Origin of the sequence: Solibacillus sp. FSL K6-4121, from assembly GCF_038002585.1 — a bacterium.
GTDB lineage: Bacteria > Bacillota > Bacilli > Bacillales_A > Planococcaceae > Solibacillus > Solibacillus faecavium.
In genome coordinates this window covers 49,699-64,109 of sequence record NZ_JBBOCS010000003.1, presented here as the reverse complement: position 1 = coordinate 64,109, position 14,411 = coordinate 49,699, and the positions used below count along the sequence as shown (strand labels likewise).

Genomic DNA, 14,411 nt, shown 5'->3' with positions numbered 1-14,411 from the left:
AGAGGTATTTGTTCTTGATATGGGGGAACCGGTCTATATTACAGACTTGGCGAAAAACTTGATTCGGTTATCTGGTTTTCAAGAGGACGAAATTGGTATTGAATATTCAGGGATACGACCAGGGGAGAAAATGTATGAGGAACTACTTAGTCCGGATGAAATACAGGAAGAACACGTGTATCCGAAGATTCATGTGGGGAAAGCGAACTGTATGACGGAAAAACAGCTAGAATTGTTTTTAGCAGAGCTTGATCAGGATGATACTTCAAAAACAAAGGAAAAGGTTATTGCTGTAGCCAATGGCCGTTGGGATGTTATTTCTAAAATGCATGCGAATGTAGGGGGCTACTAAATAATTCATATTTTTTGTAGTTAAAGCATAAATATATTTGTTGCTATAGACTAGAAGAATTTTAAGTACTAATTAAATAGCTAATTGATTATTGGATTTATATTGGAAGGAAGTTTTGGACAATGGGTCAAAGAATTTTCCTTTCATCACCGCATATGAGTGATGAGGGCTATGAACAACAATATGTAAAAGAAGCTTTTGATACAAACTGGATCGCACCATTAGGAACAAACGTAAATGAATTTGAAAAAGAACTGGCGGTGAAAGTTGGTATTAAAGCAGCAGCTGCACTTACATCTGGCACGGCAGCAATTCACTTAGCGTTGAAGGCAGCTGGAGTTGGTGAAGGAGATATCGTTTTCTGTCAATCATTAACATTTTCTGCAACAGCCAACCCAATTATGTATGAAAAAGCAACACCTGTATTCATCGATAGTGACTTCAAAACTTGGAATATGTGTCCAAAGGCATTAGAAGCTGCCTTTGTAAAATATCCGGAAGTAAAAGCGGTGATTGTTGTACATTTATATGGTTTATCAGCAGATATGGATCGAATTATGGCGATTTGTAACAACCATAATGTTGCAGTAATTGAAGATGCAGCGGAATCATTAGGTACTTATTATAAAGGTCAACAAACCGGTACTCTTGGACATTACGGTATTTATTCATTTAACGGAAATAAAATAATTACAACATCAGGTGGAGGTATGCTCGTTTCAAATGATGAAGGAAAGGTTGCTAAAGCACGTTTCTGGGCAACACAATCACGTGATAATGCAAGACATTACCAACATAGTGAAGTCGGCTATAACTACCGTATGAGTAATGTTGTGGCAGGTATTGGACGAGGGCAGTTAAAAGTATTAGATGATCGTGTAGCAAAGAAGAACTATATATATGAATATTACAAGCGTGAATTGGGCGAATTAGAAGGTATAGAATTTATGCCCCATAATGAATGGGATGCACCAAATTATTGGTTAAGTGCTATGACAGTTACAGGTAAAGTGAAGCCATTAGATATAATGTTAGCTTTAGAAGCAGAGAATATTGAATCACGCCCTGTATGGAAACCAATGCATATGCAGCCCGTATTTGAACAATATGATTTTATAGGAACCGGTGTATCTGAAGGGTTATTTGAAAATGGAGTATGCCTACCATCCGATTCGAAAATGACAGATGATGATTTAGGGAGAGTAGTAAACATTATTAAAGGGTTGTGGATGAAAGAATGAACAAATCCAAAGGTAATATCTATAAAAGAGTCGTAAAAAGACCAATGGATTTCATATTATCATTAATTGCAGTTATTGTTTTGAGTCCTGTTTTAATAGTAGTCGCTATCCTTGTAAGGACAAAATTAGGAAGTCCTATATTATTTAAGCAGAAGCGTCCAGGTCTAAATGAAAATATTTTCATGATGTATAAGTTTAGGACAATGACAGATGAAAAAGATAAGAATGGTGAGTTACTACCCGATCATGTAAGACTTACGAAGTTTGGGAAATTTTTAAGGTCGACATCTTTGGATGAACTTCCCGAGTTGTTTAATATCCTTAAAGGGGATATGTCCATTATTGGACCAAGACCTTTATTAGTGCAGTATTTACCACTATATAATGATCATCAAAAGAGGCGTCATGAGGTAAGACCAGGATTATCTGGTTTGGCACAGATTAGCGGCAGAAATGCGTTAAGCTGGGAGGATAAATTTAATCTTGATGTTCAATATGTTGAGAGTGTAGGTTTTGTACAAGATTGGAAAATAATCTTAATGACCCTTAATAAAGTTTTTGTACGAGAAGGAATCAATTCAGAAACAGCTGCAACAATGGAACCTTTTAAAGGAACTAAAATAGAAAGAAGAATGGACCTATGAAAAATAAACTTCTTATAATTGGTGCGAGTGGTCATGGGAAAGTAGTTGCGGATATTGCTTTAAAAATGGGGAAATGGAAGGTAGTTTCCTTTTTAGATGATGATACTAACCTTATCTCATCTATGGATTTAGATGTCATTGGTATAACAAATGATATTTTTACATATAAAGATGAGTACGAAATATTTGTTGGTATTGGAAATAATGATACGAGGCAAAGGATTCATGAAATGCTTGAAACAGTTGGTGCAAGTATTCCTACCTTAATACATCCCAATACTATCATAGGTTCAGAAGTGGAGATAGGAACAGGGACAGCTATTATGGCAGGTGTCATTATTAACTGTTGTACTAAAATAGGGAAAGGTTGCATCATTAATACTGGTTCTACAGTAGATCATGACAATATAATTGAAGACTATGTTCATATATCACCTGGAGCCAACCTAGCAGGTTCAGTGAAAGTTGGACATGGATCATGGTTAGGAATTGGGAGTGTAATAAGTAATAATATAAGTATTACTAAGAGTTGCAAAATAGGTGCAGGTGCAGTGGTAGTTAAGGATCTTATTGAACAAGGTATTTATACTGGGGTGCCGGCGAGGAGAAAGTAGAGTATGAATATTTTATTTTTAACACTTTTAGATTTTTCCTCACTTGATGAGCGAAATATCTACACCGACTTAATGAGAGAATTTGTTAAAGAGAATCATAATGTGCATATTATTTCTCCATCGGAAAAAAGAAAAAACCAACCTACGAAATTAATAGAAAATAACAATTGCAAGATTCTAAAGTTACAAATTGGAAACACACAAAAAACAAACTTAATTGAAAAGGGAATATCAATTCTTACTCTTGAGTCAAAATTTCAAAGAGGAATACAAGAATATTTTTCTGATGTCAAATTTGATTTATTAATATATACTACACCTCCAATAACATTACAAAAAGCAATTGAATTTGTAAAAAAAAGGGATAAGGCAAAAACCTATTTATTACTAAAAGATATTTTTCCTCAAAATGCTGTAGATCTTGGCATGATTAATAAAACAGGAATTAAAAGTTTAATATATAAATATTTTCTCTCAAAAGAGAAGAAACTATATAAAATATCTGATTACATAGGGTGTATGTCACAAGCAAATGTAGATTTTGTTTTAAATAATAATCCTGAAATATCTTCTAATGTTATAGAGATATGTCCTAATAGTATAGAACCTGTACTAGTAAAAAAAGAAATTGAAGAAATAAATGAAATTAAAAAGAAATATAATATTCCTTGTGATAAAACTGTATTTATATATGGTGGAAATCTTGGGAAACCCCAAGGTATAGACTTTTTAATAGATTGTTTAAGAGCCAATAGAGATAATAATCAGGTTTATTTCGTAATAGTTGGATCAGGCACAGAGTTTACTAAACTTCATGCATTTTTTGAGAGTGAAAAGCTCCCTAATGCTAGTTTGTTTGCTCAGTTGCCAAAAGAAGACTATGAATTATTAGCTAACTCTTGTGATGTAGGTTTAATTTTCCTTGATAATCGCTTTACTATTCCTAATTTTCCTTCAAGAATGCTTTCATATATGCAAGCATCAATGCCAATATTAGCAGCGACTGATGTAAATACAGATATTGGTCGGATTATTGAAAATGGGAAGTTTGGTCATTGGTGTGAAAGTAAAAATATTAATCATTTTAATGAAAAATTAGCACATTTTTGTAATTCAGATTTAAGAAAACAAATGGGAAAAAATGCGAGAGTTTACTTAGAAAAAAATTATACAGCAAAGCATTCATATGAAATAATAATGAAACATTTTAATTAAGAGGGAGAGAACGAAAAAATGTTCAAAGATAAAACTTTACTAATTACAGGTGGCACAGGATCCTTTGGTAATGCCGTTATGAGACGTTTTTTAAATACAGATATTAAAGAAATTCGTATCTTCTCTCGCGATGAAAAAAAACAAGATGATATGCGTAAAAAATATAATAATGATAAATTGAAATTTTACATTGGTGACGTTCGTGATATTAACAGTGTAAAAAATGCTATATATGATGTAGATTATGTATTCCACGCTGCAGCTTTAAAACAAGTTCCTTCATGTGAATTTTTTCCAATGGAAGCAGTAAAAACAAATGTAATTGGAACAGAAAATGTTGTTAATGCATCAATTGAAGCAGGTGTTAAAAAAGTTATATGCTTATCAACTGACAAAGCAGCTTACCCAATCAATGCAATGGGGATTTCTAAAGCAATGATGGAAAAAGTTTTCGTTGCAAAATCTCGTACGGTTAACCCTGAAAAAACTTTAATTTGCGGAACACGTTATGGAAATGTAATGGCATCTCGTGGTTCGGTTATCCCATTATTTATCGAACAAATTAAAAATGGTGAGCCTCTCACAATTACTGATCCAACAATGACACGATACTTAATGAGTTTGGAAGAAGCAGTAGAACTAGTAGTTTTCGCATTCCAAAATGCAAAAGCAGGAGATATTATGGTTCAAAAATCTCCAGCTTCAACAATTGGAGATTTAGCAAAAGCCCTATTAGAATTATTTGAAGTTGAAAATAGAATTCGGATTATTGGAACAAGGCATGGAGAGAAATTATATGAAACGTTATTAACGCGTGAAGAATATGTTATTGCGGAAGATATGGTGGGATTCTACCGTGTTCCAGCTGACACACGTGATTTAAATTATGACAAGTTCTTTGAAGAAGGAGATAGTAAATTATCGTCCACAGAGGAGTACAACTCACATAATACATACCGTTTAACAGTGGAGGAAGTAAAAGGTAAGCTCATTGAATTAGACTATGTACGCAAAGAGCTGGAGGCATGGAAAGCGATATGAGTATTGTTATTACAGGGGCAAATGGTTTTATCGGAAAGAATTTGATAGCTCATTTAAAGGCCCATAACTATGAAAATATAGTTGAAGTAACAAGAGAAACAACCGAAAAAGAGTTAACAGCTATTTTAAAAAAAGCTGAATTTGTTTTCCATTTAGCTGGTATCAATCGTCCAATAAATGAAGCAGAGTTTATGGCAGGTAATAGAGATTTTACCGCTAAGATTATCGATACTTTAAAAGAATACAACACCAACTGTCCTATACTTGTAACATCTTCTACACAAGCAGAAAATGAGAATCCATATGGTGCAAGCAAACGTGCAAGTGAAGATGTAGTTTTTTCTTATAAGAATGAAACAGGTACGGATGTATATATTTACCGTTTACCAAATGTTTTTGGTAAATGGTGTAAACCGAATTATAATAGTGCTATAGCAACCTTCTGTCACAATATTAGTCGGGATTTGGAAATTACAGTGAATGATCCTTCTGTTGTTCTAAACTTAGTTTATATTGATGATGTAATAGAAGAATTTACAAAAGCTTTAACTGGCCATTCTAATCAAGTAAATGAACTCTGTGAAATTCCCCAAGTATATACAAAGCAACTTGGGGAAATTGTTGAGTTAATTTATTCATTTAAAAGTAGTCGGGAAGAGCGAGCAATTCCCACTATGACTGAACCATTTACAAAAGCATTATACAGTACTTATTTAAGTTACTTACCAGAAGATCAGTTTAGTTACCCTTTAAAAATGAATGTAGATAATCGTGGTTCATTTACAGAATTTATTCGTACAGCTGATCGTGGACAAGTATCGATTAATATTTCAAAACCAGGTATTACTAAAGGGAACCACTGGCACCATACAAAGAATGAAAAGTTTTTAGTGGTAAGTGGACAAGGTGTTATTCGCTTTCGAAAAATTGAATCAGAAGAAGTTATTGAATATTTTGTGAGTGGTGAAAAGTTAGAAGTAGTGGACATTCCAGTGGGATATACACATAATATCGAAAATTTAGGCGATACAGATATGGTTACTGTTATGTGGGTAAATGAAATATTTGACCCAGAACGACCAGATACAATGTTCTTGGAGGTTTAATTATGAAAAAGTTAAAAGTAATGACGGTTGTAGGAACTCGTCCTGAAATCATTCGTTTATCAGCAGTAATTAATACATTAGAAAAATCAGAAGCAATCCAACATGTTTTAGTTCATACAGGTCAAAATTACGATTATGAACTAAATGAAGTATTTTTTAATGATTTTAAATTAAAAAAGCCAGATTATTTTTTGAATGCAGCAACAGGTACAGCTATTGAGACAGTAGGGAATATTTTGATTAAAATAGATCCTATTTTAGAAGAGGTAAAACCAGATGCATTTTTGGTGCTAGGTGATACAAATAGTTGCTTGTGTGCAATTGCTGCTAAACGACGTCAAATTCCTATTTTCCATATGGAAGCTGGAAACCGTTGCTTTGACCAGCGTGTGCCAGAAGAAACAAACCGAAAAATTGTTGACCATGTGGCAGATATAAATCTTACATACAGTGACATTGCGCGTGAGTATTTATTACGTGAAGGTTTACCAGCGGACCGAATTATTAAAACGGGTAGCCCAATGTATGAAGTGTTGAATTCTCGAATGAAGGATATTCAAAACTCAAATGTGTTAGAACACTTAACCCTAGAAGAAGGCAAATATTTCTTAGTTTCAGCACACCGTGAAGAAAATATTAGTTCTGAGCGCAACTTCTTCAACTTAGTAGAATCATTAAATGTTATTGCGGAAAAATATGGTTATCCAGTGATTATAAGTACACATCCTCGTACACGTAAAATGATTGAGGATAAAGGCATTATTTTCAATCCATTGGTACAAACGTTGAAACCATTAGGGTTTAATGATTACAACAAGCTTCAAGTAAAGGCAAAAGCGGTGTTGAGCGATAGTGGCACAATTAGTGAAGAATCTTCAATTTTAGGCTTTCATGCATTAAACATTCGTGAAGCACATGAACGTCCAGAGGCGATGGAAGAGGCAGCAGTTATGATGGTTGGTTTAGGAGTAGAGCGAATCATGCAGGGCCTTGCTGTTTTAGAAACACAGGAACATAATTCATTGCGTCTTGTAAAGGATTATTCTATACCCAATGTTGCAGAAAAGGTATTAAGGATTATTTTAGGATATACAGATTATATAAATAGAGTTGTTTGGGAGAAGTGAAATGAGGATTGCATTAATATGTCCAGCTAATATTTTATATATGCCCTATGTAGAAAATTATGTAAGTCTATTAGAAAAAAGCAAGGTAAATTTTGATGTAATTAATTGGGATAGGTTTGAGATGGAAGATATTGATATTAATTGTAAATATAGGGATGGTAAAGTTGGTCATCAAAGGAGTTATTTAGACTATCTTAAATATAAAAAATTTATTATCAAAAGGTTAAATAGTGAAAAGTATAATAAAGTTGTGGTATTTGGAATACAACTTTCTTATTTTTTAAAAAAATATTTAGTTAATAAGTATAAAGGACAGTATATTCTAGATATTAGAGATTCTAATAAAATAATTCATTATTTTAATATAAAAAAGATAATTAATAATTCTAAATTTGTTGCTTTATCTTCTTCCGGGTATAAAGAATGGTTACCAAAATCTGATAAATATATTATCAATCATAATACTCAAATCGAAAATTTAAGTAATTTAAAACACTTAAATTTTAATTTTAAAGATAAAAAATTAAATATATCTTATATAGGAGCTTTGAGAGATTTAGAAGTTAATCTAGAATTTATAGAGTCATTAAAAAATAGTGTAAATATATCTCTTTTTTATCATGGAGAAGGCGTTATCAATAAGAATATTCACAAGTATGTTGTGAAAAATAATATTCAAAATGTACAGTTAACAGGTAGATATAATAGAAAAGATGAAGGAGATTTGTATTATAATAGCGATGTGATAAATGTGCTTAGATATAATGATAGTATTAATAATAAGACGGCGCTCCCTAATCGCTTATATAATGCAGTTTTCCAAGGGAAAATATTATTGGCATTAAAAGGCACTTATTTAGCAGAGTTAGTAGAAATGTATAATTTAGGGCTAACAATTGATTCTTTCAGTAACCTAGAAGAAAGGATATATAATTACTTAAATGAGTTTAATGTAGAACAATACTTATCTGGTAGAAGTTCTTTTTTAGAGTTTGTAATCAAAGATAATGAGGAATTTAAATTTGCATTAATAAACTTTATTTCTAAATGAGATAATTCATAGTTCTAATTCTATTGAAATTAAGAAGTTTTTCGACTAGGCATTAATCATCATTTATGTTTAAGACAAGTTAATAATACTTAGCTTGTCTTTAAAGAAGTCCTTGGTTAAGGTGTAATCGTACAAGTGGACAGTTGAAGTACGGAAATGATTTATGAAATGAATCAAGGTGAACAAGATTGTGTTGAAGATCTTCATCTGCAATTATATAGGAGGTTAACCCATGAAAATACTGTATATTTCTTCTTTAAATGCTCCTGAACGGGCATCAATATTAGAACATTCATTAAAAGAAAAAATTCTAAATCATCAAGCACAAAAATTTAACTTCTTAATGATAAATGGGTTGGTTAATAATGGATGTAGTGTAGAACATCTAACAACATGTTCTCATTTATCAAGATTAGCAAAGAGAAAATATTTGAAAAGTGATGTAAATTATTACTTTGGGATGAAATTTTATAGTTTACCTGTTTTATTTATACCAGTATTACAATTTATTTTCGCTTTCTTCTATACTTTCTTTTTTATAATTAACTGGACAATAAAAAATAAAGAAAAAAAAGTAATTATATGTGATGTAAATGAAGTTTTTCATTCTTTTGGTGCGTTAGTTGCTGCTAAAATAATGAAAGTTAATACTGTTGCTATAGTAACAGATCTTCCTGAAAATGCAGTTGGAAATAAAAAAACTAGTAATTATATTAAAAGATTAGTGATTATATTATATAAGAAATTTACAAGATTGTTTATTAATGGATTCCATTCGTATGTTATACTTACCCAACAAATGAATGATATTATTAATAGAAAACAAAAACCTTATGTAATTATTGAAGGTTTAGTAGACAAAAATCTGAAATTTAAAGATAATTTATTGGAAAATAAGCATAAATCTAAGGTTTTATTATATGCGGGTTTATTAGAAGAGAAGTATGGGGTTAATATGCTAGTTGAAGCTTTTTCCAAAAACATACATTTAAATTCAGAGCTACATTTATATGGCAAGGGGGGCTCAGAAGACACTATTAAAGCTTTTTCTAGGAAAGATGATAGGATTAAATATATGGGGCTTGTCCCTAATAATATAATAGTTGATGAAGAAATAAGAGCAACGTTATTAATCAATCCAAGACCAACGGATCAAGAATTTACAAAGTATTCTTTTCCATCGAAAAATATGGAATATATGGTATCAGGTACACCAGTATTAACCACTGCTCTTCCGGGAATGCCAAAAGAGTATTTTAATCATATTTATATAATAAATGAAGAAACAGTAGAGGGCTTAACTAATTCAATAAATTATATTTTATCTTTACCGTCAAACGAGTTACATAAATTCGGATTAGAAGCAAAAAAATTTGTACTTAACGAAAAAAATAATGAAAAACAAGTGAAAAAAATATTAAATATGCTTAAACAAATTGATAAAAATTAAAGGGGAATATTTGTTTGTATCTAAGGAGATTAAAATGAACGTTATTCATGACAGTGAAATCCAACAAAATAAACATGAAATGCTAAAGTATATAATCATCTTTTTTTCAATATACATAACTTCTTCTTTTTTTATGATAACTGTACCAGGAGTGTTCAGTATAGGTTTTTCTTTATTAATTTGTACTATTTGGATATTGTTAAATTTAAAAAGAATGAGATTTAACATAAAATCACTATATTTTATTATTTATATAATTATTAGTAGTTTATTAACTATTATTGTGAATTCTGATGATATCTACCACTACTTAATTTTTTGGATTAACCTCTTTATCGCATATATAATTTATTCAACTATAAAATTAGAAGAATTTATACGAATTTTTGTTAAAATAATGTATTTTTTATGTGTGTTTTCTTTGATTACATTTATAATCTCAATTGTTTATCCAAGTCTAATCAGGATTTTCCCTACAGTGATGAACAAGTCAGGATTAATTGTGAATAATCTCCTTTTTTCGGTTGTAAATATTAATCCAGGTTATTTCCCCATGAATTTTGGTTTGTTTTGGGAGCCTGGAGCATATCAAACATTTATAAACCTTGCCCTATTTTTCCAAATGTTTATTTTAAGAGAATTAAAATATAAATATATATTAGTGTATTTATTGACGGTATTTACCACATTCTCAACGACGGGATATCTAGGTGCAGCAATAATACTAATAGCTTTCTTTTTTTCTAACAGGATGATATTAGACAATAGAAAAAAAATATTGGCTATTATTTTAACAGGATTAGTATTAAGTTTTATAATATCTTATAATTATTTACCTGATATAATTAAATTTAAAGTATTTGGGAAGCTTGAAGCAATTTTAAATTCAGATTTAGCGATAGAGAATTCTAGTTATACCTCAACAACTATAAGAACTGATTCAATAAAATATCCATTATTTATGGCTTTTGAAAATCCATTTTTTGGTGTAGGATTTAGTAATTTATATCAAAATGCCCTCGATATTGGTTTTAAAATGGTAACTGCTACTCCAGTAAATTGGTTAGCCCTATTTGGAATTCCATTGGGATTATTGCTAAATATGTGTGTATATCAATGGACAAAATTAGTTAAAGGAGGAGTTTTTTTTAAAATACTTATTTTTATTTTTTTATTAATTATTGTTATTAGTGAAAATTATAATAGGGATATATTTTATTTAATGTTCTTACTTTATAGTTTTGATATAAAATCTATAAATAAAATCTCAAGCTCTTAAAGCTACACTGTAATAATTCAAAATTTATATTTAAAAATTCTTTCATTCATATAAGGACTTTGAAAAAATATTAAACCGAACCAGTATGAGTCGGTAAAAATTTGTAAAATATATACTTGTTTTAGTATTTTTTCGCGACATAAAAGGTAAAATACGAACGAATTCAAATGTTGGTTTTACACCTATGACTATAAGCCTGATGTCGCATTCTAATGTAATAATGCAATATGACGATCAATTACTATTTTTTAATAATGGATAGATTGATTATTTTAGTTACTTAAATAGAAATTCTTGAAAGTACGCAAAAACAGAAAGCGGGAGTATATGAAGAAAACCTTAACCATACTTCAAATTAATTCGTTAAATTTTGGCAGTACGGGTAATATAATGCTTGACATAGACAAAAAGTTGCAAGAACATGGTCATAATTCGTTGGTTGCCTATGCAAAATCAAGGACAAATAAAAATAAAAAATTAGATAATAGTATATTAATTGGAGGCATCGTAGAAAGAAATTTACACATTCAGCTAGCTTCATATACTGGACTAAATGGTAGATTTTCAACTTTTGGGACAAAGCGATTATTGAAGGAAATAGATAAAGTTAAGCCGAATGTAATCCATCTACATAATCTACATAATTGCTATATTAATTTGGAAATTTTGTTTAATTATGTAAAAGAGAAAAATATACCTGTAGTATGGACTTTGCACGATTGTTGGGCATTTACAGGTCAATGTCCTCATTTTACTTACGTGGAATGTAATAAATGGAAAACTGGCTGTTTTGAATGTCCTCAATATAGAGAATATCCAAGCACCAGAGTAGATAAAACCAAAGAAATGTATGAATTTAAAAAATCTGTATTTACAGGTGTTAAAAATTTAGTAATTGTAACTCCTTCATCGTGGTTGGCTGAAAAAGTTAAAATTTCTTATTTAAAGGAGTATCCCATTAGAGTTATAAATAATGGGATTAATCTAGATGTTTTTAAACCAACATATAGCGATTTCAGACAAAGTTATAATTTATCAGATAAAAAAATAATTCTGGGGGTTGCTAATCCCTGGACGAAAAAAAAGGGGTTAGATATTTTTTTAGATTTAGCGAGTAGTCTGGATGATAGTTATAAGATAGTGCTAGTTGGCTTAACTTCTGAACAGTTAGAAAGTATTCCTAAGAATATTCTTGGGCTAGGAAGAACTGGTGATCAATACAAATTAGCTGAAATCTATAGTGCGGCAGACTATTTTGTAAATCCAAGTATAGAAGAAACTATGGGATTGGTTACTTTAGAAGCAATAGCTTGTGGTACACCAGTTATTGTTTCAAATTTTACAGCAGTTCCTGAAATGGTCAGTAAAGAATGTGGTTTAATTGTAAAAGATTATTCAAGTGAAGCTTTTTATAATGCTATAATTAGCAATCCTACATTTGATGAGGAAAATCTTTTAAAGTGGGCTAAGAAGTTTGAATTGAATAGAAAATATGATGAATATCTAGATTTATATAAGACATTTAAAAACAAAAATTAACAGTATGATGTTTTGATAGAATGATTAAAGAAGATTCGTAAACTCAGTTATTATTTGTTTGATTAGATAAAATATTCTTAGGTGTTATCTACCGATTAGTTGTTAGATAACACCTAAGAAACTGAGCATAAGCATAAAATTGTTGATGTATAAGTCTGGGAAATTTTTGAGGAATAAAATTGTTAACATAGAAAGAGGGAGAAACTAATATTAATAGTTCAAAACAAAGAAAATTAGGAGCAATTTTATCTTATATTAATATACTTGTTACGGTTTCTATCGGCATTCTCTATACCCCATTCTTATTAAATTCTTTAGGTCAGGATGAATATGGTTTATACTCTTTAATTATGGCTTTAATGAGCTTTTTAGCAATATTAGATTTAGGGTTTGGAAATTCCATAGTACGTTTTAATGCGAAGCTAAGAGCTATAAAGGATAACCAAGGAATTGCTAAATTAAATGGTTTATTTGTTACTTTATATAGTGTTATGGCAATAATAGCATTATGTATTGGTTATTTTATTTATCGGGATTTTGAACTATTTATAGGGAGTTCATTAACAAATAGTGAAATTGCAAGGGCTAAAGTTATGTTTATTATACTTATATTAAATTTAGCTTTTACACTTTTAATGAGCATTTATAATTCGTTATTAGTGGCATATGAAAAATTTATTATTGTGCAAGCTTTATCATTATTTAGAACAATATTTATGCCATTAATCATGACGCCTTTATTAATTTATGGCTACGAATCTATAGCTTTAGTAGTAGTAAATGTAAGTCTAAGTATGGTAACTTTGATATTATCAGCAATCTATTGCTATAAAAATTTAAAAATAAAAATAATATTTAGTGGTTGGGATTTTGGGATATTTAAAGATATAAGTACTTACTCATTTTTCATCTTATTGAATATTTTGGTTGATAAACTATATGCACCGACAAGTCAATATATATTAGGTGTTACTACTGGTACAGCAGCAGTAGCAATATATGCAATTGGAATTCTTTTTACCACTTATTTCACAATGCTTTCAACTTCTATAAACAGTGTTTTTTTACCTAAAATCACTCAATTGGTCGTAAAAGGTAGTTTTAAAGAAATTTCAAATATTTTTATAAAAGTAGGAAGAATACAATTTATTTTATTAGCATTCGTATTGAGTGGCTTTATTTTATTTGGAAAAGAATTTATCATAATATGGGCAGGTCTAGATTATGTTAATAGTTATACAATTGCTTTAATAATAATGATACCATCATTAATTCCACTCTCACAAAATATGGGGATAGTAATATTACAAGCAAGAAATCAATTAAAGTTTAGAGTTCTAGTTTATCTAATAATAGCTTTAATGAGTGTTGGTCTAAGTTATTATTTATCAATATTTTGGTTAGAAATAGGTCCCGCAATTAGTGTAGCTATAGCAACTTCATTAGGACAAGTAACAATTATGAATTTTTATTATTATAAAAAAGTTCAATTAGATATCCCAAAGTATTGGATGCAGATTATACCAATTGCATTAAAAATATGTTTAATTTCGGGAGTTTTTTTTACAATAAAAAAAGTATTATTAATAGAATATAGCTGGTCTAATTTAATACTGAGTGTCTCTTTATATTCCTTAGTAGCATTATTATATATTTATAAATTTGTAATGAACAATTATGAGCGAAGTTTATTTTATGCTATATTTAATGTGTTAAAAAATACCAAGTAAGGATGAGTGTTACAATTAATGC

The 14,411-nt window shown here is 30.0% G+C and carries 13 protein-coding genes; all 13 read left to right on the top strand.

Features of this window, described 5'->3' with window-relative positions:
* The coding region (locus tag MHH95_RS18630; RefSeq protein WP_340728841.1) for a polysaccharide biosynthesis protein at positions 1-352 on the top strand (352 nt) is incomplete at its 5' end.
* Between the two features lie 122 nt (positions 353-474).
* Positions 475-1,593, top strand: coding sequence for a DegT/DnrJ/EryC1/StrS family aminotransferase (locus MHH95_RS18625; protein ID WP_340728840.1), 1,119 nt, complete (start codon positions 475-477; stop codon positions 1,591-1,593).
* A complete protein-coding gene (locus tag MHH95_RS18620; protein ID WP_340728845.1) occupies positions 1,590-2,237 on the top strand; it encodes a sugar transferase in 648 nt (215 codons plus the stop codon). Before MHH95_RS18625 ends, MHH95_RS18620 begins: the two co-directional genes overlap by 4 nt.
* The gene (locus MHH95_RS18615) at positions 2,234-2,851 is read left to right on the top strand and encodes an acetyltransferase (RefSeq protein WP_340728839.1); all 618 of its coding nucleotides are present in this window, start codon (positions 2,234-2,236) and stop codon (positions 2,849-2,851) included. Before MHH95_RS18620 ends, MHH95_RS18615 begins: the two co-directional genes overlap by 4 nt.
* Positions 2,852-2,854: 3 nt before the next feature.
* Complete coding sequence (locus MHH95_RS18610) at positions 2,855-4,066, top strand: glycosyltransferase family 4 protein (protein WP_340728838.1); 1,212 nt, start codon at positions 2,855-2,857, stop codon at positions 4,064-4,066.
* An 18-nt stretch (positions 4,067-4,084) separates the two neighbouring features.
* Positions 4,085-5,107, top strand: coding sequence for a polysaccharide biosynthesis protein (locus MHH95_RS18605; RefSeq protein ID WP_340728837.1), 1,023 nt, complete (start codon positions 4,085-4,087; stop codon positions 5,105-5,107).
* On the top strand, positions 5,104-6,213 hold the full coding sequence (locus MHH95_RS18600) for a capsular polysaccharide biosynthesis protein CapF (RefSeq protein WP_340728836.1): 1,110 nt from the start codon (positions 5,104-5,106) through the stop codon (positions 6,211-6,213). The genes MHH95_RS18605 and MHH95_RS18600 overlap by 4 nt, the downstream gene beginning before the upstream one ends.
* A gap of 2 nt (positions 6,214-6,215) precedes the next feature.
* Positions 6,216-7,340: a non-hydrolyzing UDP-N-acetylglucosamine 2-epimerase gene (wecB, locus tag MHH95_RS18595; protein ID WP_340728835.1), complete on the top strand. Its 1,125-nt coding sequence runs from the start codon at positions 6,216-6,218 to the stop codon at positions 7,338-7,340.
* Between the two features lies 1 nt (position 7,341).
* Positions 7,342-8,391 carry a hypothetical protein gene (locus tag MHH95_RS18590; protein WP_340728834.1) on the top strand — a complete coding sequence of 350 codons (1,050 nt, stop codon included), beginning with the start codon at positions 7,342-7,344 and terminating at the stop codon, positions 8,389-8,391.
* Between the two features lie 232 nt (positions 8,392-8,623).
* Entirely contained in the window at positions 8,624-9,841 is a 1,218-nt protein-coding gene (locus MHH95_RS18585) for a glycosyltransferase (RefSeq protein ID WP_340728833.1), read from the top strand.
* A 481-nt stretch (positions 9,842-10,322) separates the two neighbouring features.
* A complete protein-coding gene (locus MHH95_RS18580; RefSeq protein WP_340728844.1) occupies positions 10,323-11,120 on the top strand; it encodes an O-antigen ligase family protein in 798 nt (265 codons plus the stop codon).
* Positions 11,121-11,414: 294 nt separating this feature from the next.
* A complete protein-coding gene (locus tag MHH95_RS18575; RefSeq protein WP_340728832.1) occupies positions 11,415-12,659 on the top strand; it encodes a glycosyltransferase in 1,245 nt (414 codons plus the stop codon).
* 209 nt (positions 12,660-12,868) lie between these two features.
* The gene (locus MHH95_RS18570; protein WP_340728843.1) at positions 12,869-14,389 is read left to right on the top strand and encodes a lipopolysaccharide biosynthesis protein; all 1,521 of its coding nucleotides are present in this window, start codon (positions 12,869-12,871) and stop codon (positions 14,387-14,389) included.
* Positions 14,390-14,411 lie beyond the last annotated feature (22 nt).